The 22,431-nt window shown below is 68.5% G+C and carries 19 protein-coding genes; 14 read left to right on the plus strand and 5 right to left on the minus strand.

Annotated elements, in window-relative coordinates; all coding sequences use genetic code 11:
* Positions 1-167: 167 nt before the first annotated feature.
* The 6 genes from MJQ72_RS08000 to MJQ72_RS08025 all read left to right on the plus strand — a co-directional run bounded on the left by MJQ72_RS08000 (position 168) and on the right by MJQ72_RS08025 (position 9,346).
* Positions 168-1,250, plus strand: coding sequence for an ABC transporter permease (locus tag MJQ72_RS08000; protein ID WP_240598488.1), 1,083 nt, complete (start codon positions 168-170; stop codon positions 1,248-1,250).
* Complete coding sequence (locus MJQ72_RS08005) at positions 1,247-1,942, plus strand: ABC transporter ATP-binding protein (protein ID WP_240598489.1); 696 nt, start codon at positions 1,247-1,249, stop codon at positions 1,940-1,942. The genes MJQ72_RS08000 and MJQ72_RS08005 overlap by 4 nt, the downstream gene beginning before the upstream one ends.
* A 425-nt stretch (positions 1,943-2,367) precedes the next feature.
* Positions 2,368-3,633, plus strand: coding sequence for an aspartate kinase (locus MJQ72_RS08010; RefSeq protein ID WP_240598490.1), 1,266 nt, complete (start codon positions 2,368-2,370; stop codon positions 3,631-3,633).
* The gene (locus MJQ72_RS08015; protein WP_240598491.1) at positions 3,630-7,694 is read left to right on the plus strand and encodes a Pls/PosA family non-ribosomal peptide synthetase; all 4,065 of its coding nucleotides are present in this window, start codon (positions 3,630-3,632) and stop codon (positions 7,692-7,694) included. The genes MJQ72_RS08010 and MJQ72_RS08015 overlap by 4 nt, the downstream gene beginning before the upstream one ends.
* Positions 7,691-9,055, plus strand: a complete 1,365-nt coding sequence (locus MJQ72_RS08020; protein ID WP_240598492.1) for an aspartate aminotransferase family protein — start codon at positions 7,691-7,693, stop codon at positions 9,053-9,055. The genes MJQ72_RS08015 and MJQ72_RS08020 overlap by 4 nt, the downstream gene beginning before the upstream one ends.
* Before the next feature lie 141 nt (positions 9,056-9,196).
* Complete coding sequence (locus MJQ72_RS08025) at positions 9,197-9,346, plus strand: hypothetical protein (protein ID WP_185927105.1); 150 nt, start codon at positions 9,197-9,199, stop codon at positions 9,344-9,346.
* A gap of 29 nt (positions 9,347-9,375) precedes the next feature.
* On the opposite strand, the gene MJQ72_RS08030 is transcribed toward MJQ72_RS08025, so the two are convergent.
* On the minus strand, positions 9,376-10,026 hold the full coding sequence (locus tag MJQ72_RS08030) for a hypothetical protein (RefSeq protein WP_240598493.1): 651 nt from the start codon (positions 10,024-10,026) through the stop codon (positions 9,376-9,378).
* A 262-nt stretch (positions 10,027-10,288) separates the two neighbouring features.
* Here MJQ72_RS08030 and MJQ72_RS08035 point away from each other — a divergent pair, with 262 nt between their 5' ends.
* Positions 10,289-10,633 (plus strand): helix-turn-helix transcriptional regulator, encoded by a 345-nt coding sequence (locus MJQ72_RS08035; protein ID WP_240598494.1) that lies wholly within the window; start codon positions 10,289-10,291, stop codon positions 10,631-10,633.
* A gap of 406 nt (positions 10,634-11,039) precedes the next feature.
* Here the strand turns inward: MJQ72_RS08035 and MJQ72_RS08040 are convergent, their stop codons facing one another.
* Positions 11,040-11,996 (minus strand): helix-turn-helix domain-containing protein, encoded by a 957-nt coding sequence (locus MJQ72_RS08040; RefSeq protein WP_240598495.1) that lies wholly within the window; start codon positions 11,994-11,996, stop codon positions 11,040-11,042.
* A gap of 120 nt (positions 11,997-12,116) precedes the next feature.
* Here MJQ72_RS08040 and MJQ72_RS08045 point away from each other — a divergent pair, with 120 nt between their 5' ends.
* Positions 12,117-12,707: an isochorismatase family protein gene (locus MJQ72_RS08045; RefSeq protein ID WP_240598496.1), complete on the plus strand. Its 591-nt coding sequence runs from the start codon at positions 12,117-12,119 to the stop codon at positions 12,705-12,707.
* A 70-nt stretch (positions 12,708-12,777) separates the two neighbouring features.
* Positions 12,778-14,517 carry a pyruvate dehydrogenase gene (locus tag MJQ72_RS08050; RefSeq protein ID WP_240598497.1) on the plus strand — a complete coding sequence of 580 codons (1,740 nt, stop codon included), beginning with the start codon at positions 12,778-12,780 and terminating at the stop codon, positions 14,515-14,517.
* 10 nt (positions 14,518-14,527) lie between these two features.
* Here MJQ72_RS08050 and MJQ72_RS08055 read toward each other — a convergent pair whose 3' ends face one another.
* On the minus strand, positions 14,528-15,739 hold the full coding sequence (locus tag MJQ72_RS08055) for an epoxide hydrolase family protein (protein ID WP_240598498.1): 1,212 nt from the start codon (positions 15,737-15,739) through the stop codon (positions 14,528-14,530).
* Positions 15,736-16,188 (minus strand): nuclear transport factor 2 family protein, encoded by a 453-nt coding sequence (locus MJQ72_RS08060; RefSeq protein ID WP_240598499.1) that lies wholly within the window; start codon positions 16,186-16,188, stop codon positions 15,736-15,738. The genes MJQ72_RS08055 and MJQ72_RS08060 overlap by 4 nt, the downstream gene beginning before the upstream one ends.
* Positions 16,189-16,315: 127 nt before the next feature.
* On the opposite strand from MJQ72_RS08060, the gene MJQ72_RS08065 reads away from it, so the two are divergent.
* Positions 16,316-17,278 carry a quinone oxidoreductase gene (locus MJQ72_RS08065; RefSeq protein ID WP_240598500.1) on the plus strand — a complete coding sequence of 321 codons (963 nt, stop codon included), beginning with the start codon at positions 16,316-16,318 and terminating at the stop codon, positions 17,276-17,278.
* A gap of 58 nt (positions 17,279-17,336) precedes the next feature.
* Entirely contained in the window at positions 17,337-17,936 is a 600-nt protein-coding gene (locus MJQ72_RS08070) for a TetR/AcrR family transcriptional regulator (protein ID WP_240598501.1), read from the plus strand.
* Positions 17,937-17,955: 19 nt separating this feature from the next.
* On the opposite strand, the gene MJQ72_RS08075 is transcribed toward MJQ72_RS08070, so the two are convergent.
* The gene (locus MJQ72_RS08075; RefSeq protein WP_240598502.1) at positions 17,956-18,531 is read right to left on the minus strand and encodes a TetR/AcrR family transcriptional regulator; all 576 of its coding nucleotides are present in this window, start codon (positions 18,529-18,531) and stop codon (positions 17,956-17,958) included.
* Positions 18,532-18,754: 223 nt separating this feature from the next.
* On the opposite strand from MJQ72_RS08075, the gene MJQ72_RS08080 reads away from it, so the two are divergent.
* From MJQ72_RS08080 to MJQ72_RS08090, 3 genes are read left to right on the plus strand one after another with little or no spacing between them, the layout of a single operon-like run.
* Entirely contained in the window at positions 18,755-19,207 is a 453-nt protein-coding gene (locus MJQ72_RS08080; protein ID WP_063275439.1) for a (2Fe-2S)-binding protein, read from the plus strand.
* Positions 19,194-20,156 carry a xanthine dehydrogenase family protein subunit M gene (locus tag MJQ72_RS08085; RefSeq protein ID WP_240598503.1) on the plus strand — a complete coding sequence of 321 codons (963 nt, stop codon included), beginning with the start codon at positions 19,194-19,196 and terminating at the stop codon, positions 20,154-20,156. The genes MJQ72_RS08080 and MJQ72_RS08085 overlap by 14 nt, the downstream gene beginning before the upstream one ends.
* Positions 20,153-22,327 (plus strand): xanthine dehydrogenase family protein molybdopterin-binding subunit, encoded by a 2,175-nt coding sequence (locus MJQ72_RS08090; protein ID WP_240598504.1) that lies wholly within the window; start codon positions 20,153-20,155, stop codon positions 22,325-22,327. The genes MJQ72_RS08085 and MJQ72_RS08090 overlap by 4 nt, the downstream gene beginning before the upstream one ends.
* Positions 22,328-22,431 lie beyond the last annotated feature (104 nt).

The raw sequence follows: 22,431 nt of genomic DNA on the forward strand, positions 1-22,431 counted from the left end.
CGTCCAGATTACGGAGCGGGACCGGCGGGCGCCTCTATCCAAAGGTAGAAGCGGCGCGCCGTCTTCCGGCGGGCGAAATGCCATCTCCGGCCAGATGCCGTCGCGGTCGGCGGCGGCGATCGTGGAGAGGTAACCAGCCCACCCGCCGGAGAGGACAGACCGGAACCGTGTTCGTCGCCTGGAGAGATCTGAGATTCGCCAAAGGGCGGTTCGCCCTGATGGGGGCCGTGGTCGTGTTGATCACCCTGCTGGTCGGCCTGTTGTCCGGGCTCACCGCGGGGCTGGGTGAGCAGAACATCTCCGGGATCACCGGCCTGCCCGCCGACAAGATCGTCTTCACCGCTCCTGGTGACGGGCAGAGCCTGTCCTATGCCAACTCGGCGATCACCGAGACGCAGCGGCGGCAATGGGCCGAAGCGCAGGGCGTCACCGGTGCCGAGCCGCTGGGCATCGCCACCACCAAGGCCGGTGCGGGGAGCCGCAGCGCCGGGATCACCGTCTTCGGCGTCCGGCCCGGATCGGCACTCGCCCCGGACGGCGGGAACTTCACCGGTGACTCGGTGGTGTTGTCGACGTCCGCCGCCGAAGAGCTGGGCGTCCGGAGCGGAGACACCGTCACCGTGGCGGGGCGCCCACTGAGGGTCGCCGCCGTGACGGGGGATGCCTGGTTCAGCCACACCCCCGTGGTGTGGGCCGGTCTCGACGTCTGGGCGAAGACCGCGCCACCCACGGGAGGCGTGCCGAGCGCGACGGTGCTCGCACTGACCACCACGGCCGGCGCCGATCTCGCGGCCACTGATCTCGCCGCGGGCACGAAGACGGTTTCGAAGAGCGACTCGCTGTCCGCGATCGGCTCCTACACCTCGGAAAACGGTTCGCTGCAACTGATGCGAGGCTTCCTGTTCGCCATCTCCGCACTCGTGATCGGCGCCTTCTTCACCGTCTGGACGATCCAGCGCAGCGGCGACATCGCCGTCCTCAAGGCGTTGGGGGCGAGCACACCCTTCCTGCTGAAGGACGCGCTCGGCCAGGCTGTCGTCCTGCTGGTCGGCGGCACCGCCGTCGGCACCGGGCTGGCCGTCGGCCTCGGCGCGGTCGTCGCCGGATCCGCGGTGCCCTTCCTGCTGACGCCGGCCACCGTGCTGGTCCCGGCCGCGGTGATCATCCTGCTCGGCGCACTCGGGGCAGCGCTTTCCGTCCGCCGCATCACTTCCGTCGACCCGTTGACCGCATTGGGGAGTGCCCGATGAGCCTGAACCTGACCGGTGTCACCCTCACCTATCCTGACGGCGACTCCCGCCTCACAGCGCTCGACGACGTCACACTGGACGTCCCGCCGGGCACGATCACCGCTGTCGCCGGGCCTTCCGGCTCGGGCAAGTCCAGCCTGCTCGCGGTCGCCGCCACGCTCATCACCCCGGACCACGGGACCGTCACCATCGACGGCACCGAGACCACCGGGCTGACCCGCGGCGAACTCACCGGACTGCGCCGCCGCAAGATCGGGATCGTCTTCCAGCAACCCAATCTGCTGCCCTCCCTCACCGCCGCCGAACAACTCCAGGTCATGGCCCGGATCGACGGCCGCTCCGCGACCGAGGCACGTGGCGTTGCCATGGACCTGCTCGACGCCGTCGGGCTCGGGCCGCAGGCCGGCCGTCGCCCGCACCAGCTTTCCGGCGGCCAGCGGCAACGGGTGAACATCGCTCGCGCACTCATGAACGAGCCGACCGTGCTGCTGATCGACGAGCCGACGAGCGCCCTCGATCACGACCGCGGCGCCGCGGTCATCGACCTGATCACCCGCCTGACCCACCAGCGGGCCACCGCCACCGTGCTGGTCACGCATGACCGCGCCCATCTCGCCGAGGTCGACCGGATCGTCGAAGTCCACGATGGACGGTTGGGCACCCCGGAACCGGCCCGTCTTCGGTCCGGTTAGCGAACCGATGTACATGTAGGCCCCTGCCTTGCGCCTATCGCAAGGCAGGGGGCCTACATGTACATCGGGCTTTTCGGGCAGGTAAAAGGATCTCGTAACTTCCGGCGAGCGGGTAAATTCGTTCCGTTTTGTCATGCCGTCGTTCTCGCGAATTTCGAAATCGCTGCGAATGCGTCATTCTTCTGACCTAATTCCATCGAACTCGGCTGTTTGCCGCCATAACCTTGCGCACTGTCGTCGGGTTATGGCCTGCGAGAAACGGCTGCACGATCTTTCGTACTTACGGAGGTACCCGTGGAAAGCCGCCAGCACTACTTTCCAAGCCTGTCATCTCCGCCAGGACACCTTGTCCGGCAGGCACTTCCGAACTCTGTCGTATACCCCGTCGCGAATGCGGCCACTGTGGCGACCTGTTAAGGAAAAAGGTGAATTCTTCCCCGAAACTCGACCTCAGCCCGGATCCGCCCTTGCCGAAGACGCGAAGCGAAGGACTGGTCATACGAAAATACGGTGGCTCGTCGCTGGCCACACCGGAAATGGTGAACGAGGTGGCCGCGGATGTGGCCGCGATCGCCGAAACCGGAGATCGGGTGGTCCTGGTCGTGTCGGCCATGGGGGACAGCACCGACCGGCTGATCGCCTTGGCCGGGGAGTTCGCCGAACCGCCCGCTCCCCGGGAGCTCGACCAGTTGATGGCGACCGGTGAACAGGTGTCCGCGTCGGTGCTCGCCATGGCGCTGGCCGAGCGCGGAGTCGAGGCCGTCTCGTTGTCCGGTGACCAGGCGGGGATCGAGGTCGCCGGCGAACCGGGCGCGGGAACCATCGTGCGGGTCGATCCCGGCAGGATCCTCGCCCGGCTGCGTGACGCGCGGGTCATCGTGGTCGCCGGGTTCCAGGGGCGGGACGCCGACGGCGAACTGCTGACCTTGGGCCGAGGCGGCTCCGACACCACCGCGGTGGCGCTCGCGGCCGCGCTCGGCGGTTCCGAATGCGAGATCCGGACCGACGTGCACGGAGTTCGCACGGCCGATCCCCGGATAGTGCGGGACACCCGGGTGGTCCGCACGATCTCGTACGACGCCATGGTCGAGCTCGCCGGGCTCGACGCCCGGGTCCTGCACCCCAGATCCGTCGAGCTCGCGCGCCGTCACGGGGTGGCGGTGCGGGTGACGCACGCGTCGGACCCCGGCCCGTCGACCGTTGTGACAGCGGGAGAACCGTCGCTGGAAGGCACTCCCAGCGTCATCGGCATCGCGCACGAACGCGACGTGCGGCTGGTCCGGGTCGAGGTTTCGGCCACCGGCCCGGACCATTACGCGCACGTCCTCACGACACTGGCGGGTTGTGGGGTGCGGCCGGACAACCTGAGCTGGCCCGATCCCGGCGAGCTGCGGTTCACCGTGCGAGGGACGGAGCCGCTCGGCCTGCCGATCACCCGGCTCGCGATGGAGCTGGAGGCACGTTCGACGGTCTGCGACGACTTCGGCTCGGTTTCCGTGATCGGCACCGCGCTGCTCGATTCGCCCGGGTTCGTTCCCGAGATGCTGCGGGTCCTCGCCGATCACCGGGTCACGGTGCCCGCGATGACGACCTCGCAGTCGCGCCTCACCGCCGTGATCCCCGCCGACGGCGTGGACACGACCGTCCGCGCCCTGCACGACGCGTACGGCTTGGCGGTGGACAGGACATGAGCCCCTACGGACTGCCGTCCGGCCAATTCACCGACGATGGCCTGGTCCTCACCTGCGACGGCCACGACCAGCGGGTCCGGTGGCGGGCCGGCGATCGGCTGGAAGAGTTGTACGAGCGGCTCTGCGACAGGCTGCGAGCCGACGGCCACGGCGATCGCCTCGCGGTGGACGCCGAGGGCGAGAAGCTCACGTTCGACGGCTTGGACCAGCAGGCCAACCGGCTCGCCCGGCACCTCCGAGCACGCGGGGTGCGGCCCGGCGACCGGATCGGGTTGCTGTTCGGCGAACCGGTGCACCCCTATGTCGCGATGCTCGCGGTGCTCAAGGTCAATGCGGCGTATGTGCCACTGGACGCGGGGTTTCCGGACGACCGCCTGGCCTACATCGTCCAGGACGCCGGCGTCCGGCTCGTGGTGTCGACCGCCGCCCTGCGGGACCGGTTCGAGCCGGGCAGCGTCGAACTCGTCTGTCTCGACGAGGACTCGGATCGCATCGCCGGGCAGCCGGGCGAGCGGCTCACCGCGACCGAGAAAGGCACTCCGGCCGGCGAACTCTGTTACGTCGTCTACACGTCGGGCTCGACCGGGCGGCCGAAGGGCGTGACGATCGACCACGCCTCGATCTGCAATTTCGTCCAGGTCGCCGCCGAGGTCTACGGCATCCACGCCACCGATCGGGTCTACCAGGGCATGACGATCGCGTTCGATTTCTCGGTCGAGGAGATCTGGGTGCCGTTGCTGAGCGGCGCGACGCTCGTGCCGAAACCCGGCGGCGCCGCCCTCGTCGGCCACGACCTCCTCGAATTCCTGCGGGAGAACAAGGTCACCGCGCTGTGCTGTGTCCCGACCCTGCTGGCCAGCCTCGACGAGGACCTGCCGCTGCTCAGGTTCCTCCTGGTGTCCGGTGAAGCGTGTCCCGAAGACCTCGTGCGCCGCTGGTATCGCCCGGACAGACGGTTCCTCAACGTCTACGGCCCGACAGAGGCCACCGTCACCGCGACGTGGTCGGTGCTGCGGCCGGATCGGCCGGTGACCATCGGGGTGCCCCTGCCCACCTATTCGGTCGTCATCCTCGACCCGGACGAGCCGAGGGCCTTGGCCGCGGGCGAACTCGGCGAGATCGGCATCGCCGGGATCGGGCTCGCCGGCGGCTACCTCAACCGGCCCGATCTGACCGGTCGCGCGTTCATCCCGGATTTCCTCGGCATCGGGCACAATCCGTCCCGGCGCATCTACCGCACCGGTGACCTGGGCCGGATCACCCCGGACGGGGAGATCGAGTACCACGGCCGTGCCGATACCCAGGTGAAGATCCGGGGCTACCGCGTCGAGCTCACCGAGATCGAATCGGTCCTCCTGCAGATCCCCGGAATCGCCCAGGCGGTGGTCGAAACCCACCGACCGGGGCCGGGCACCATCGAGCTGGTCGCCTACTACAGCCTGCGCCGCGACCAGGCGGACGTCGATCCCGGAGAACTCCGTCGTCGTCTGGCGGAACTGCTGCCGGGCTACATGGTGCCCGCCTATCTCGAAAAGCTCGATCACATCCCGCTGACCCCGGCGGGCAAGGCCGATCGCAAACATCTCCCGGCGCCCACCGGTCCACGGAGAGCGGGAAACGACGTCGGCTACGTGGCGCCGGCCACCGAGACCGAAATCCAACTGGCGGACGCCTTGGGCGGCGTCCTCGGGATCGAGCGGATCTCGGCGACGGGGCATTTCTTCGACGACTACGGGGCCGACTCCTTGCTGCTGGCCAAGTTCTGCGCCGTGATCCGGGAGCGCGGAGACCTCGCGCCGATATCGGCCAAAGACGTGTACCTCAACCCGACCGTTCGCGGTCTCGCCGAGTCGGCCACCGCCGCGGCCCACGTCACGGCCGCTCGCGCCGAAGAGCCGCACCGGGCGTCGACCGTGTCGTATGTCCTTTGTGGCGTTTTCCAGCTCTTGGCCTTCCTGACCTATGCGGCTGGTTCGGGCTGGATCCTGGACACGGGATTCGCCTGGATCTCCGCCGCGACGGGGTTCGCCGAGGGCTACGCACGCGCAGCAGGGCTGGGGCTCGTCGTCTTCGTCATCCTGTCGGTGGTGCCGATCCTGGCGAAGTGGGCGATCGTCGGCCGGTGGAAGCCGGGGGAGATCCCGCTGTGGAGCGTCGGCTACCTGCGCTTCTGGACGGTCAGGACGTTGATCAGGTTCAGTCCGCTGATGCTGTTCATCGGTACGCCGCTGTACTCGTGGTACCTGCGGGCGCTCGGCGCGGACATCGGCAAGGGCGCCGTGATCCTCTCGCGGAACCCGCCGGTCTGCACCGATCTGTTCCGGGCCGGCGCCGGGGCGGTCATCCGGAAGGACGCGTACTTCTCGTGCTACCGCGCGAGGGCGGGGCGAATCCAGACCGGTCGGGTCACGCTGGGGGACAACGCCTTCGTCGGCGAAATGACCGTGCTCGACATCGGCACGGCACTCGGCCACGACGCGCAGCTCGGCCACTCGTCGTCGTTGAACGCCGGACAGTCCGTCCCCGATGGCGAGAGCTGGCACGGATCACCCGCTCGTCCATCCACTGTGGACTACCGAGCGCTGGGAACGGTCCCGCGCGGCAGGCTCAGGCCGATCGTCTTCTGCGCGTCCAGCCTCCTGCTCCTGCTTTCCGTGACGCTGCCCGTGACGTTGGGCGGAGCGGACGTCTTCGTCGACCGCTGGCTCACCACGACGACGGACTTCACGAGCTGGGCCTTCTATCGAGGCCGGATCATCGACTCGGCGCTGCTGTACTTCGGGACGTTGCTCGCCGGGCTCGCGGTCGTCCTCACGATCCCGCGCCTGCTCGGCCGGTTCCTCCGGCCGGACCGCGTCTATCCGCTCTACGGCAGGCATTTCGCCGTCCAGCGGTTGATCGCGCGGCTTACCAACATGCGTGCGTACACGTATCTGTTCGGGGACAGCAGCTATATCGTGTACTACCTCCGCGCGCTGGGGTACGACCTGTCGAAGGTGCGGCAGACCGGATCCAACTTCGGGGTCGAGGTCAAGCACGAGACGCCGTTCCTCAGCACGGTCGGCACCGGGACGATGGTCTCGGACGGCCTCTCGATGCTCAACGCCGACTTCTCCGCGTCCTCGTTCCGCCTGCGCGAGACGTCCATCGCGCCGGAGGCGTTCCTGGGCAACGAGATCGCCTTTCCGCCGGACGCCAGGGTCGGCCGGAACTGCCTGCTGGCCACCAAGGTCCTCGTTCCGCTGGACGGGCCGGTCAAGGAGAACGTCGGCCTGCTGGGGTCGCCCGCGTTCGAGATCCCCCGGAGCGTCCGCCGCGACACCGGATTCGAGCACCTCGGCACCGGAGACGCGCTGCGCCGGGGGCTGCGGGCGAAGAACCGCCACAACACCGCCACCATCGCCGTCTACCTGCTCGTGCACTGGCTGCACCTGCTGGGAATCCTGCTGATCGGCACGGCGGCCGGTGCCCTGCACGAGCGGGTCGGTCCGCTCGCGGTCGGCGGCGGCATCGTGGCGACGCTGATGTTCTCGGTCGTGTTCCTCATGCTCGCGGAACTCGCCGTACAGGGATTTCGGGCGCTACGGCCGAGGTTCTGCTCGATCTACGATCCGATCTTCTGGCGGCACGAGCGGTTCTGGAAGCTGAGTCCCGCGCGCTATCTCGCGCTGTTCGACGGGACGGCGTTCAAACCCTTCCTGCTGCGTCGTCTCGGTGTCCGGATCGGGCGCCGCGTCTTCGACGATGGCTGCGCGATCCCGGAACGGTCGTTGGTGCACATCGGCGACGACTGTGTGCTCAACCTGCACACCGTCGTGCAAGGACATTCGCTCGAGGACGGCACGTTCAAATCCGACTACATCGACATCGGTGCGGGGTGCACCCTCAGCACCGGCTCCTTCGTCCACTATGGAGTGACGATGGCGGACGGGGCGATCGCCGAAGCGGACGCCTTCCTGATGAAGGGCACCACGGCCCCCGCTCGGACCCGCTGGCACGCCAATCCGGCTGTCGAACTCGACACGGCGGAAGAGATCACCGCGGCAAGGAGGCTGCCATGACCCACACCCCGACGGCTCGAACGGCGCCTCGTGTTGAGGGCGCGCTGCCCGGCCCTCGCTCGGCCGAGTTCCTCGAACACCAGCGACAGTGGGAATCCAGCGCGCGGGCGTACCCACGGCATCTGCCGATCGCGATCGCGGGCGGCGCGGGCAGCTACCTGCGCGACATGGACGGGAACGTCTTCCTCGACTTCCTGGCGGGCGCGGGTGTGCTCTCCCTCGGCCACAACCATCCCGAACTGGTGCACGCGGCCACCGAACAGATGCACGTGCTCACCCACGGCCTGGACTTCCCGACCCCGGCGAAACGCGAGTTCGTCGACGCCCAGCTGTCCATGCTGCCGCCGGACCTGCGCTCGCGGATGCGGGTGCACTTCTGCGGCCCCGGCGGCGCCAACGCCGTGGACGCCGCGATCAAACTGTGCAAGACCGCGACCGGGCGCGGTGACCTGGTGTCCTTCCAGGGCGGGTTCCACGGCTCGAGCCACGCCGCGATGGCGTTGACTGGGCTCGTCGCCCAGAAACGCCCGATCGCCAACGGCGTGCCCGGCGTGCACTTCTTCCCGTACTCCTACTGCGCTCGGTGCCCCGTGGGGCTTTCACCGGACACCTGCGCGACCAACTGCGTCGGCCTGTTGGAACGGTCGCTGCGGGATCCGAACGGCGGCATTCCGCTTCCCGCCGCGGTGATCCTGGAAATGGTGCAGGGTGAAGGCGGGATCATCCCGGCGGACCGCGACTTCGTGCGACGCGTCCGTGCACTGACCGCGGAGCTGGACATCCCGCTCGTCGTCGACGAGGTGCAGACCGGTTGCGGCCGCACCGGGACGTGGTTCGCGTTCGAGCACTACGACATCGAGCCCGACGTGATCGTCGCCTCGAAGGCCTTGAGCGGGATGGGACTCCCGGTGGCGGTGATCTTCTACGACCGGCGGCTGGACGGCTGGGCACCAGGGGCGCACACCGGCACGTTCCGAGGCAACCAGGCCGCGTTCGCCGCCGGTGCGGCGGCGGTCCGCATCGTCCGGCGTGACGACGTGCTGGGCAACGTCCGGCAACGCGGGCGGCAGCTCGCGGAACGGCTCGGCACCCTGCACGACGACGTCTGGGTCCGCGAGGTGCGCGGCCTCGGCCTGATGTGGGGGATCGAACTGGCCGATCCGCGCGATGGCCGCCCGGCGGGCGGATACGCCCGCGCCGTGCAGGCACACGCGTTGCAGCACGGTCTGATCGTCGAACTCGGCGGCCGCGACGACAGCGTGATCCGTCTGATGCCGCCGCTGACCGTGACCACGGAGGAGATCGAGCTCGCCTGCGCGATCCTGCTGGACGCGATCGAGCGCTGTGGTCCGCCGCGGTAACGAATCCGCAGGTGGGCGTTCTGGCGAAGCCGCCTGATCTCGCCGGGGCGAGTACCAAAACTCCGGATACGGCCCGTGATCGAAACCGGGCCGTTAGAGTGAACAGTCGCTGTAGCCATCACCCTTGAGGAGTAGCAGTCCATGATCGCCGAGAGCGCGAACCAGCAGAGCGTGACCTTCCCGCAGGAAGCTACGCCGATCTTCGACCTGGTCGCGAAGATGGTGGCGCGGACGCAGACCGAAGACGAGCACGACTTCGATCGCGAAGCCGGCCTCGCGACCTCGGTGTAGCTTCCTGCGCGGCGAACCGCCGCGAGAGGTCATTCAGGCGGCGTACCGGTGTGGCCTCGGAGTTCCGCGGCAGTGCGGCGGGCGTGGGCCAGGCCGTCGAGGATCCATTGCGGGGGCTGCCGGTCGTTTGTGGCGATCCGCTCATAGGCGGCGACGAGCCGTTCCGCGATCTTCAGCCGGGCGTCCGTGGCCGCCGGTTCGGGGTCGCCCTGTTCGGCCGGGATCGTGACCAGGGCGAGGTGTCCGGACGGCGCGCGAGTCGTTCCCGTCCCAGACTCGGCGGGGGTTTCGGATCGCGGTGCCGGAGTGGGCAGCCGTCGAAGCCGGAAGGCCGTCCGGTCGGTGTGTCCCGGCACACCCTCGTAACTGGTGCCCTGCGCGGGAAAGGGGTCTGCCCGGAACCGTGCGACCGAGGGCCAGTACCGGGATCGCGCGGACTTCGGTGTCTCCCCGTCGAGCCCGCAGGCGATCTCCTGCCAGGTCTTTCCGTCGAGCCGTGCGGCGACGACCGCCGCTTCGACGATCTGCTGCGCCATCCCGATCAGGCCGGAGTGGTCCGGCGGAGAGCCGGCGTCCACCCTGGCGGCGTTGGCCGCGAGATCGGCCAGTTCCGCCGCGTGCGCGGCGAGGACCAGATGGGCCCGGGTGGCCGTGGCGGGGATGGTGTGGCGTGTGGTCACCGCCCGCTCCTCGTGGCAGGCCGGTGGCTCGACAAGAGGCTCGCGGAATCCCGCATGCCGTGACTCACAGGTGTTCTCACCTTCTCTGATATGCAGACTTGCATAAATATGCAATTTATGGATGTTCGATGGCGTCGAAGAACCGGGTGTTGTGCCCTGATCGGGTGTGGTCGCGACCGTTCTGTGTGAGGTGACGTTCGGACGCCCTTGTCGTCGGGCACGATCAGGGAGGTGCGGACGGCTCTGCGGGGAAGGGATGCCGATGAACAGTCCCCTGTATCAGGCGACGGCGGAGTTCTTCAAGACGCTGGGGCACCCCGTCCGGATCCGTGTGCTGGAACTGCTCAGCGAGCGGGATCATCACGTCTCGGAGCTGCTCGCCGACCTCGGTATCGAGCCTGCCAACCTGTCCCAGCAGCTCGCGGTCCTGCGCCGGGCCAACCTGGTGGTGCCGCGCAAAGAGGGCACGACCGTCTCCTACTCCCTGACCAGTCCGTCGGTCGCCGAACTGCTCGCCGTCGCGCGCGGGATTCTGACCGGGGTCATCACCGGCCAGTTGGGACTGCTCGACGATCTACAGAATTCCGCCGGTGCGGATTCCGGATGAAAAGCGTCGGCCGGGTCATTTCGGATATTCATGACCTCGCGCCGCTCGTCATTTGTTTTCCTTGCCGGAATCGGTGTGCTGCTCGCTCAATTCGGAATGGTCTTCGCCGTCCCGGGGGAGCGTGCCATTCCCGCCGGCCGCCCTCCGAGTCTCCTCGACCAGAGAGTCGAAGATGGGGGTTCCGCACAGCTCCACATGGTCCTCCGTCGCGCCGGTCGTCGTGCCCGGCCATCTTGCCCCGGAACGGCTTCTTCGATCCAGTTCCGCCGGGCAATGCACTCGATTGAGCTCACCCTCGGGGGTGACCTATTCATCAAGGTGAAAAGCAAGTGCGGGACAAGGCGCTTTGATTCCACTTTTCCTTCGCGGGCGAGAGAAAAGGATTGCTCACTCGTCCCGTTGCTGGTCAGCGCCGGGCGGAGAACTCGATCCGGTAGCGGGTCGGTGTCGTGCCCAGTGCGGTGGCGAAGTGCTCGCGAAGCCGGGCCGGCGTGCCGAAGCCGGATTGGGCCGCGACGGTGTCGACTCCGAGCGCGGTCGTTTCGAGAAGGTGCCGCGCCCGCGCGAGACGTTGCGCGACCAGCCAGTTGTGGACGGTGGTCCCGGTGCGGGCGCGGAACGAGCGGGTGAACGTACTGCGGCTCATATGCGCTCGGGCGGCGAGGCCGTCGATGCTGTGCTGCGCGCCCAAATGGGCCCGAGCCCAGCTCATCACCTCGGCGAGCGGATCCTCGTCCGCGGCGGGGACCGGAAGCTCGATGAACTGGGCCTGGCCGCCGGAGCGGTGCGGCGCCGCGACGATCCGGCGGGCGACGCGGTTGGCGACGACCTGACCTGCGGTGCGGGCCAGCAGATGAAGGCAGGTGTCGATCCCGGCGGTCGCACCGGCGCCGGTCACGACGTCGCCTTCGTCGACGTACAGCTCCTCGGGGCGCAGCTCGACCGCGGGGAAGCGTCTCCGGAACGTCTCGATCCATTTCCAGTGCGTCGTCGCGGCGCGACCGTCGAGGATGCCGGCGTCCGCGAGGGCGAAGACCCCCAGGCAGAGCCCGACGACAAGGGCTCCGCGTTCGTGCGCGGACCGCAATGCGGCGGACACGGGCGCGGGCGTCGAGGTTTCGGGGTCGGACCACCACGGAACGACGACGATGTCGGCTTCCGCGAGGGCGCCGAGCCCCGCGGCGACGTCGATCGTGTATCCGGCGCTCGTGGTGAGCCTGCCCGGCTCGACGGCGACCACCGTGAGCGGCCACGGCTCGATGTCACCCGCCGGGGATTCCGGGCCCCAGACGAGCGATGGCACGGCGAGATGGAACGGGCTGATCCCCTCGAACGCCAGGACGGCCACCTTCGGAGCGCTCATCGATCCCTCTTCCCGCGGATGTCGGCCGATCCCGACCATGGCTGACCCGAATCCGTATCTCACTCTCGAATCGGGTCAGCCAAGATGGTAGCCGTACCGACGGAAAGCGAAGGAAACACGATGACCAGCACCACTCTCCGCGAAATCAGCACCCTGCCGACGGCCCCGGCGGCGCTCTCGGACGCGACGGTGATCCTCGTCGACTACCAGAACACCTACACCCGCGGCGTGATGGAACTCGACGGCTGGGAAGCCGCGCTCGACGAGGCGGCCACGTTGCTGGCACGCGCCAGGGCCGCGGGTGCGACGGTCATCCACGTCATGCACGACGGGGGCGAGGGCAGCCCGTACGACCTCCAGCAGGACATCGGCCGGATCCACGAGCGTGTCGCCCCCGCCCCGGGCGAGGAGGTCGTGGTGAAGACCGCGCCGAACTCGTTCGTCGGGACCCGGCTGGGGGAGCTGGTCGACGCCGCCGGGCACCGGGACGTCGTCGTGGCCGGGTTCATGACCCATATGTGCGTCACGTTCACCGCGGAAGGCGCGTTCCTGCGCGGGAACGCCCCGACCGTGGTGGCCGCCGCCTGCGCCACGCGCCCGCTTCCGTCCGTCGACGGCCCGGTGACCGCCGCCGAACAGCACCGCGCGGCGCTAGCCACCATCGGTGATCTCTACGCGGTCGTTGTCGGTTCCTCGGCCGAGCTCGGCTAGGGCCTGCGAGCCCGCGCTCGCACGTGGATCATGAAGGTGTTCCCGCCGCCGAAGCATCGAAGGGGTCCTGATGGCCAAGCCCAACGTCGCCGAACAGTTCGTCCAAGTCCTGGTCCAGGCCGGGGTGGAGCGGATCTACGGCGTGGTCGGAGACAGCCTCAACCCCATCGTCGACGCCATCCGCCGGACGCCGGGTATCGAATGGGTGCACGTGCGCAACGAGGAGGCCGGCGCGTTCGCGGCGGCGGCCGAGGCCCAGCTGACCGGACGGCTCGCGGTGTGCGCCGGTAGCTGCGGTCCCGGCAACACCCATCTGGTGCAAGGACTTTACGACGCGCACCGCACGGGAGCCCCGGTTCTCGCGCTCGCCTCGCATATCCCGTCCGGTCAGATCGGGACCGGGTTCTTCCAGGAGACCCATCCGGAGCGGCTGTTCGTCGACTGCAGTGGCTATTGCGAGCAGATCAGCAGGCCGGCCCAGATGCCGAGGGTGCTGCGGATCGCCATGCAGCACGCGTTGTCCCGCGGCGAGGTTTCGGTGCTGGTGCTGCCGGGGGACGTCGCGCACCTCGACGCCGTCGCGCCCACCGGGAACGGGGCGCCGGTCACCGAACACGGGACGGTCGTGCCACCCGAGTCGCAGGTGGCCAGGCTCGCCGAGTTGATCAACGACGCCGAGACCGTCACCGTGTTCGCCGGCGCCGGGGTGCGCGGCGCGCACGCCGAGGTGATGGAACTGGCCGGGACCGTGCAGGCGCCGGTCGGCCACAGCCTGCGCGGCAAGGAATGGATCCAGTACGACAATCCGTTCGACGTCGGAATGAGCGGCCTGCTCGGTTACGGCGCCTGCTACCGGGCCATGAACGACGCGGATCTGCTGATCCTGCTCGGCACCGATTTCCCTTATGACTCCTTCCTTCCCCAGGCGCGGACCGTGCAGGTCGATCACGACGCGACCCGGCTGGGCCGACGGACCCCGCTGGAACTGGCGGTGCACGGCGACGTGCGGGAAACCCTGCGTGCCGTGTTGCCGCTCCTGCGCCGCAAGTCCGACCGCACGTTCCTGGACCGAATGCTGCGTGACCACTGCAAAACGCTGGAACAGGTCGTCGACGCCTACACCCGCAACGTCGAACGGCACGTCCCCATCCACCCGGAGTTCGCCGCGGACCTCCTCGACGAACTCGCCGCGGACGACGCGATCTTCACCGTCGACACCGGCATGTGCAACGTATGGGCGGCCCGGTATCTCACGCCCAACGGGCGCCGCCGGGTCATCGGGTCGTTCCTGCACGGCACCATGGCCAACGCGCTGCCGCACGCCATCGGCGCGCAGTTCGCCTATCCGGGACGCCAGGTCGTGTCGATGTCCGGCGACGGGGGACTGGGCATGCTGCTCGGCGAACTGCTCACCGTGGCGTTGCACGATCTGCCGGTCAAGATCGTGACGTTCAACAACTCTTCGCTCGGCATGGTGAAGCTGGAGATGCTGGTGGACGGCCTCCCCGACTATCAGACCGACCACCGCCCGGTGGATTTCGCCGCGATCGCCAGTGGCGCGGGACTGCGTGCCGAGCGGGTGACCGACCCGACGCGGCTGCGCGCGGCGCTCAAGGAAGCACTGAGCCACGACGGCCCCGCGTTGGTGGACGTCGTGACGGACGCGAACGCACTGTCCGTCCCACCGCACATCACCGCCGGTCAGCTCGGCGGATTCGCCTTGGCCGCGAGCAAGGTCGTGCTCGAAGGCGGGGTCGGCCGGATGATCGACCTCGCCCGAGCGAACCTCCGCAACATCCCGCGGCTGTGAGACCGCCCGCTCAGCGCAGCGGGCGGAACGTGGCGCGCAGGTCTTCGATCCACGCTTCCGGATTTTCCCACGGCCCGAAATGGCCGCCCTTCCGATGGACGTTGACCTGCCGCACGTCGGCGTAGACGTCGCCGGCCGCTTCCTTGAAGGCAGCGACGCGGCGTTCACGGTCGTGGGCTCCCGGAGGGGCGGCGTCGCCGAGGTGGAAGGTGAACCCGGTCGGCGCCTCGACCGCCGGGGTCCGGTCGTGCGACGGCCGCCACGGGTGCCGGTTGACGTTCTTGTAGGCGCGGATCGACGACCCGATGGCCTGGTTGACCCAGTAGATCGTCGCGTTGGTGAGGATGTGGTCGACCGGATAGGAGTCTTCGAAGACCCCGTTCTGGTCGCTCCACTTCTTCCACCGCTTGAGGATCCACGCGAGCATCCCGATCGGTGAATCGTTCAGGCCGTGCGTGATCGTCTGCGCGTCGAGCATATGCGTCGCGACATGGGAAACGTAGGTGTCGACGAAGTTGACCATGTCGGCCCGCGGGCCGGCGGGCAGGTCGTCGATCGACGCACCGCCGGTGAGATCCCAGTGGCGCTCGCCCTGGAAGATCGTCAGTGGCATTTCGTTGCCGAGGTGGAGACCGTGGAGCGAGCCGGCGTACTTGTGGCCGAGCTGCGCCCCGACCAGCGCGCCGTAGTCGGCCGCGCCGACCCCGAAGCGCCGGTGGCCGAGCACCTCGGTCATCAGCGTGTGGAACCGGTCGGCCATGCTGACGAAGTTCTCCTTGCCGTTCGTCAGCGGAGTGGAGAACGCGAAGCCGGGCAGCGAAGGGACGATGACGTCGAAGGCGTCCGCGGGGTCGCCGCCGTGCGCGCCAGGATCGGCGAGCGGGCGGATGACCTTGCTCCAGTCCCAGAAGGTCCACGGCCAGCCGTGCATGAGCAGCAACGGAATAGGCGCGGGGCCCTTCCCCGGCTCACGGATGAAGTGCACCGGCGTGCCGCCGACGTCGACGCGATGGTGCGAGTACTCGTTCAGCCGGGCTTCGACGGCTCGCCAGTCGAAACCGTCGGCCCAATACTCCACGATCGGCTTGAGGTAGGCGGTACTCAGCCCGAAGGCCTCGTCTTCGTTGTCCAGGTCGGGTGCGAACCTGGTCGCTTTCAGCCGCCTCCGGAGGTCGTCGAGGACGTCCTGCTCGACGTCGATGACGAACGGTTCGAGGGTCATGGTCGGTTCTCCTTGTCCGGGTGGGTCCAGTCCAGGCGGAGCCTGGTGATGCGAAGTTCGGCGATGAGCCAGCGGCCGTCCGACCGGGTGAAGCGCACCCGGTAATGGCCGTAGCCGTGCATTTCGCCGTCGTGCGGTGTGGTGACGATGTCCTCCATGGCCCAGACACCGGTCGCCGAATCCTGTGTTTCGAAGTCGATCTCGCTGGAGAACAGGTGGTGTACCAGCACGGAATCGGCTTGGTTGCGGGCCTTGAGCCGCTCGGCGATCTCGGCGCGGCCGGTCATCCGCGCCTGGATAGATCCGTCCACTGTGGAGGCGAGGAACGGCGCGTCAGGAGTGAACAGGGCGGCGAGGTCGTCCCAGCGATGGTGATCGGCGTTGTAGACGTAGCGAGCCATCACGCGTCGCACGTCCTCCACCGCCACCAGCCGGGTGAGGTCGTCCATCGGCTTTCCTTCGTTCGGAATGGTTGACCCGGCCGAGAATGCCGACCAAAAAATGTACCGGCAAGTACAGTCTGCTCGGATCTCTTCTGTACTTGCCGGTACATTTTTTCGGACCTACGTTGGCCTCATGCACGCGATCCACATCAGCGAATACGGCGGCCCGGAAGTCATGACCTGGACCGAATTCCCGGACCCGGAACCGAAGAACGGCGAGGTAGGCGTGCGGCTGGGCGTGGCGGGGGTCAACTTCATGGACACCGGCGCCCGCAAGATGCCGCTGCCGACCTGGTCGGTCCCCACCGTGCTGGGGGTCGAAGGAATGGGGGTCGTCACAGCGCTGGGGCCGGGCGTCGACGGTTTCGCCGTCGGCGACAGGGTCGCTTGGCGTTACCACAAGGGCAGCTACGCCGAACGGCTCGCCATCCCGGCACGGTCGCTGGTGCGGGTGCCCGGCGACATCGACGACGAGACCGCGGCCGCCATCCTGATGCAGGGCCTGACCGCGAACCATTTCACGACGGAGACGTACGCGATCCGGCCGGGAGACACGGCCGTGGTGCACTCGGCCGCGGGCGGGGTCGGCATCATCCTGACCCAGCTGATCAAGGCACGCGGCGGCACCGTGATCGGGCTCGTGTCCCGTGAGGAGAAGGTCCCGGTGGCGAAGAACGCGGGTGCGGACCATGTGCTGGTGTCCGCCGGGGGCGGCTTCGAGCGACAGGTTCGAGAGCTGACCGATGGCGAAGGCGCGCACGTCGTGTACGACGGTGGCGGCTCGGCGACGTTCCATTCGTCCCAGCTGTCGCTTCGCCGCCACGGCGTGCACGCCTACTACGGCGTGGTGAACGGCAACCCCTCGTTTCGTCCGGCGGATCTGCCGAACAGCATCCTGCTGTCCTACCCGTCCGTCGTCGACCACGTGCCGACCCGTGAGGCGCTGGTGCGGCGGGCGAACGAGCTGTTCGAGTTCATCCGGAAAGGTCAGGTGGCCCCGTATATCGGCGGCCGTTACGCCCTCGCCGACGCGGCACGGGCGCACCGCGACATCGAGTCCCGCCGCACCTCGGGGAAGCTTCTGCTGATGCCGTGACCACCGAGCGGCGCGGACACGGGACAATCGAACGCCGAGTACATTCCGGGAGGTTTTCGTGCTCACGAAGAAGGGCGCCGCGACGCGGCAGCGGATCATCGAAGCCGCGGCGGACGAGATCCGTGAGCACGGCGTCGGGGCGGCGACCCTCGACGACATCTGCCGCCGCAGCGGAACGGGCAAGAGCCAGCTGTTCCACTACTTCCCCGAGGGCAAGGAACAGCTTCTCCTCGCCGTGGCCGAATGGGAGGCCGGGCAGGTGATCGAGGATCAGCAGCCCTATCTCGGGCGGTTGACCTCGTGGGAGGCGTGGGGGAAGTGGCGTGACGTGGTGGTCCGGCGATACCGGCGGCAGGGGGTGCACTGCCCGCTCGGGGTGCTGATCACCGAGATCGGCAGGCATACCCCCGCCGCGCAGGCGGTCACGAAGCAACTGCTGGAGCAATGGCAGCGTCAGGTCCAGGCCGGTATCGAGGACATGCGGGACAGCGGGGCCATCAGCCGTGACGTCGACTCGGTCCGCGCCGCGGCCGCGTTGATCGCCGCGATCCAGGGCGGGGTGACGATCCTGATGTCCACCGGATCCGCGGATCACCTCGAAGCGGCGCTCGACCTGTACTTGGACTACTTGCGCGGCGGCGCGCCGGTGCCCGGCTGATGCCGTCCACTGTGGATGGTCAGGCCCGGTCGGTGCCCATCCCTCGCCAGAGCAGGTCGAGCAGGTTCGCGACGTCGCGCCGCCATTCGCCTTTCGGGTCGAGGTAGAGCAGGCCGCCAAGGCCGCGCAGAACGGTCTCAGGTGCCAGGTCCGCGCGGACGATGCCGGCGTCGACGTTGGCCTGCAACAAGGTGGAGACCGCGCGGACCATGTCCTGGTAGGCCCCCGCCGGCAGTTCTCCGCGTGAGGCTCCCGCGGCGCGCAAGGCGTCGGCCAGGCCGCGTTTGGTCATCATGTAGTGCGCCAGGTGATCGGTCGTCCACACGCGGAACGCCTGTTCCGGCGGGTACTTCTCGAGCAGGCTGGGCACGATCTCGACGAGCTGGCGCACCTCGCGCCGGTACACCGCCAGGATGAGGGCTTCGGGAGTGGGGAAGTGCCGGTACACCGTGCCGACGCCGACCTCGGCCTGCTTCGCGATGGCATTGAACGAGACCTCGCCGGAACAGGCCAGTGACTTCGCCGCGGTGGCGAGGATGCGCTCGTGGTTGCGCCGGGTGTCCGCACGCCGGGGATTGACCGAACCCGTCGTCATCTTCCCTCCTGTCCGCCGATCCCGTCCTCCGGTGAATGTAGCCGAGGGAACCGGGAAACCTGGAGCGGCTCCAGGAGTGGGCATCGACCTTGCCGGTCGGATCGTGATCCGCTAACTTGAAAACGAAGCGGATGAATATCCGTTTCGATTCACGAACGGACTCCCACCACCTCAACCTACGCCGTCCGGGCCACGGTCCGGGCGATCTGCGGAAAGAGTTTCAGTGGACATCTCACTCGAAGTCAATGGCAGGACGGAACACCTGAGTGTCGATCCCGGGGTGACCCTGCTGGACACGCTGCGAGAGCGGCTGGCCGTCACCGGGCCGAAGAAAGGCTGTGACAGGGGGCAGTGCGGCGCCTGCACGGTGCACGTCGGCGGACGGCCGGTGCTGTCCTGTCTCACCCTGGCCGCCACCGTGAAGCAGCCGGTGACCACGGTCGAAGCACTGTCCACTGAGGACGGTCTGCATCCGGTCCAGCAGGCGTTCGTCGACCAGGACGCCCTCCAGTGCGGATTCTGCACCTCCGGGCAGATCATGTCGGCGGTCGCCGCCGTCGAGCAGGACGTCGAGGACGTCCGCGAGTTCATGTCCGGCAACCTCTGCCGGTGCGCGGCGTACCCGAACATCGTCGCGGCGGTCGAGCAGGCGAGGAGGGCCGATGCGTCCCTTTGAGCTGCTCGCGCCCGAGACCGTCGAAGACGCGGTCGCTTCGCCCGGCACCTTCCTCGCGGGCGGCACCACTCTCGTCGACCTGATGAAACTGAACGTCCTGACACCGCGACACGTCCTCGACATCAACGCGGTACCGCTGCGGGGCATCGACACCACCGACGGCCTGCGCTTCGGCGCGCTGGAGCGGATGGGCGACATCGCCGGACACGCAGGCGTGTACCCGGTGATCTCCCGTGCCCTGCTGCTCAGTGCGTCCCAGCAGATCCGGAACATGGCCAGCATCGGCGGAAACCTCATGCAGCGCACGCGCTGCTCGTACTTCCGTGACGTCGCCATGCCGTGCAACCGGCGGGTCCCCGGCAGCGGCTGCCCGGCGCTCTCGGGCGCGAACCGGATGCACGCGGTGCTGGGCACGAGCGATTCGTGCGTGGCGACCCACGCCAGCGACGTCGCCGTCGCCCTGGTCGCCCTCGACGCGCGCCTCCGGCTGGTCAGCGCGGCCGGGTCCCGCACCGTCGAGCTGGCGTCGTTCTACCGGCAGCCCGGGGACACCCCCGAGGTCGAGACCGATCTGCGGGACGGCGAACTGATCGCCGAGGTGGTGGTCCCTCGGCTGGACTGGGCGTCGAACTCCACCTACGTCAAGGTGCGTGACAGGCAGTCCTACGAGTTCGCCCTGTGTTCCGCGGCGGTCGCGCTGCGGGTGGAGGACTCGCGCATCGTCGACGCCCGGGTCGCGGCGGGCGGTGTGGCGACCGTGCCGTGGCGGCTGCCCGCCGTCGAGGAGGCTCTGCGAGGAGCGCCCGCGACCGTCACCGCGTTCGAAGAGGCTGCCTCGCTGGCCGCCGAGGGTGCGCGCCCGCTGGCCGCGAACGCGTTCAAGCCGTCGTTGCTGCGGCGGACCATCGTCCGCGCGCTGCTCGAACTGACCGAAGGGAACCGCTCATGACCAGCAGGGTGGACGGGCCGCTGAAGGTCACCGGCCGGGCCGAGTACGGGGCGGACCACACCTTTCCCGGGCTGGTCCACGGTTACGTCGTGCTGAGCACGATCGCTCACGGCGAGATCGACACGATGGACGTCACGGCGGCGAAGGGCGCTCCGGGGGTGATCGGTGTGTACACGCCGTTCGACCCGCTGCAGTTGCACACCCCCTCCACGCCGTTCATGGGGGAGACCTGGGTTCCTTTGCAGGACAAGGAAGTCACCTACTACGGGCAGCCGATCGGCTTCGTGGTCGCCGAGACGTACGAGCAGGCGCGCGACGCCGCGATGCTGGTCGAGGTCTCCTACCTGCCCCGGCCCGCCCTGACTTCGCTGCAGGACGGCCTCGCCTCGGCCGAAGAAGCGCCTGAAGGGCGGGGTGGTCCGTCGTCCCTCGCGATCCTCGCCGACGGTGTCGAGTCGATCGAAGACGCGCTCGCGGAGAGCCCGGTGGTCGTCGAGGCCACGTACACCACCGCGACGCAGAACCATGCCGCGATGGAACCGCATTCCGCCGTCGCGGCATGGGGCCCCGACGGTCTCACGATCCACAGCGGCAACCAGGGATCCGATCTCCAAGCGGCGGAGCTGGCGATGGCGCTGGGCACGGAGCCGTCCGAGGTACACGCGGTGAACCCCTTCGTGGGCGGCGCGTTCGGCGGCAAGGGCCACACGTCCACCCCGGCGTTCCTGGCCGCGGCGGCGGCGAGGGCGCTGGGCAGGCCGGTGAAGGCCGTGCTGAGCCGGGAACAGGTCTTCACCGCGACCGCGGGACGCGCCGCGACGGTGCAGAAGATCTCCCTCGGCGCGGAACACGACGGCACGCTCAACGCGCTCCGGCACGACTCGTGGTGCAGCACGCCCATGGACCGGTCGTTCGTCGAGCCGACCTCGCACGGCACTTCGCGCGAGTGGTACGCCACCCGCAACCTGGCCATCAGCCAGAAGATCGTGCCGCTGAACATCCCGCCGACGACGTTCATGCGGGCACCGGGGGAAGCACCGGGGTCTTTCGCGTTGGAAAGCGCGATCGACGAACTCGCGATCGCGCTCCGCATGGACCCGATCGAATTGCGGCAGCGGAACAACTCGACCGCACCGCCCGGCAAGGACCTGCAATGGTCGAGCAAGCACCTCGACGAATGCTTCCGGGTGGGCGCGGCGCGGTTCGGCTGGGCGGATCGCTCACCCGAAGGACGGACCGACGGCGACTGGCTCGTGGGTATGGGCACGGCCACCGCCATGTTCCCCGCACTGCGATTCCCGGCCACGGTCGAGATCACCCTGCTGCCCGACGACACGGCCGCCGTCGCGACGAGTGGCGCCGACCCGGGAACCGGCCTGCTGACCGTGCTTTCCCTGGTCGGTGGGGAGTCGCTCGACATCTCGCCGGATCGGGTCAAGCCGAGGCTCGGCGACTCGCGCCTGCCGTCCGGCGGCATGTCCGGAGGTTCGACGGCGACCGCGAGCGCCGGGACGGCCATCATGATCGCCGCGGCCAAGGCGATCGACGAACTGCTGGCACTGGCGTCCGCTCCGGGCGCGCCGTTCGAAGGCATGGAGGCCGCCTACGCGGACGGTCGCGTGCAGGCCGGGGAACGGACGATGACCTTCGGCGAGCTGTTGCGGGCCCTGGACCGGCCGTCCCTTTCCGTGACCGGTTCTTCGGCACCCGGCGAGGAGCTGACGAAGCATTCGTTCAGCTCGTTCGGCGCGCAGTTCTGCGAAGTCCGCGTGCACAAGTGGACACGCGAGATCCGGGTTTCCCGCCTGCTCGGGGTGTTCGACGCCGGGCGGATCATCAACCCGACGGCGGCTCGGAGCCAGATCGTCGGCGGCATGATCTGGGGTGTCTCGGCAGCTCTGCACGAGGGGCTGGAGATCGAGGAGAACGGGCGATTCGCCAACGGGGATTTCGCGAGCTACCTGATCCCGGTGAACGCGGACATCCCCGAGGTCGACGTGCATTTCGTGGAGTACCCGGACACGTTGCACAACTCGGTCGGCGCGAAGGGGCTCGGCGAGATCGGCACCGTCGGGATGGCGGCGGCGGTCGCGAACGCCGTCCACAACGCGACCGGTATCCGGGTGCGGCATATCCCCATCCTGATCGAGGATCTCCTCGACGAGTCCTAGGCGAGGTCGGCTGTCCCCGTAGTACGTGAAGGCCCCCTTCATTGCGCTTGGCGCGGTGAAGGGGGCCTTCACGTACAGCGGAGTCCGGGTATCGAAGGGGTTGC

The organism is Amycolatopsis sp. EV170708-02-1, from assembly GCF_022479115.1.
GTDB lineage: Bacteria > Actinomycetota > Actinomycetes > Mycobacteriales > Pseudonocardiaceae > Amycolatopsis.

Coding starts and splice junctions, on each gene's coding strand:
- MJQ72_RS08005 (WP_240598489.1), top strand. CDS start 1,247: ATGAGCCTGAACCTGACCGGTGTCACCCTCACCTATCCTGACGGCGAC.
- MJQ72_RS08015 (WP_240598491.1), top strand. CDS start 3,630: ATGAGCCCCTACGGACTGCCGTCCGGCCAATTCACCGACGATGGCCTG.
- MJQ72_RS08020 (WP_240598492.1), top strand. CDS start 7,691: ATGACCCACACCCCGACGGCTCGAACGGCGCCTCGTGTTGAGGGCGCG.
- MJQ72_RS08025 (WP_185927105.1), top strand. CDS start 9,197: ATGATCGCCGAGAGCGCGAACCAGCAGAGCGTGACCTTCCCGCAGGAA.
- MJQ72_RS08035 (WP_240598494.1), top strand. CDS start 10,289: ATGAACAGTCCCCTGTATCAGGCGACGGCGGAGTTCTTCAAGACGCTG.
- MJQ72_RS08040 (WP_240598495.1), bottom strand. CDS start 11,996: ATGAGCGCTCCGAAGGTGGCCGTCCTGGCGTTCGAGGGGATCAGCCCG.
- MJQ72_RS08045 (WP_240598496.1), top strand. CDS start 12,117: ATGACCAGCACCACTCTCCGCGAAATCAGCACCCTGCCGACGGCCCCG.
- MJQ72_RS08050 (WP_240598497.1), top strand. CDS start 12,778: ATGGCCAAGCCCAACGTCGCCGAACAGTTCGTCCAAGTCCTGGTCCAG.
- MJQ72_RS08055 (WP_240598498.1), bottom strand. CDS start 15,739: ATGACCCTCGAACCGTTCGTCATCGACGTCGAGCAGGACGTCCTCGAC.
- MJQ72_RS08060 (WP_240598499.1), bottom strand. CDS start 16,188: ATGGACGACCTCACCCGGCTGGTGGCGGTGGAGGACGTGCGACGCGTG.
- MJQ72_RS08065 (WP_240598500.1), top strand. CDS start 16,316: ATGCACGCGATCCACATCAGCGAATACGGCGGCCCGGAAGTCATGACC.
- MJQ72_RS08075 (WP_240598502.1), bottom strand. CDS start 18,531: ATGACGACGGGTTCGGTCAATCCCCGGCGTGCGGACACCCGGCGCAAC.
- MJQ72_RS08085 (WP_240598503.1), top strand. CDS start 19,194: ATGCGTCCCTTTGAGCTGCTCGCGCCCGAGACCGTCGAAGACGCGGTC.
- MJQ72_RS08090 (WP_240598504.1), top strand. CDS start 20,153: ATGACCAGCAGGGTGGACGGGCCGCTGAAGGTCACCGGCCGGGCCGAG.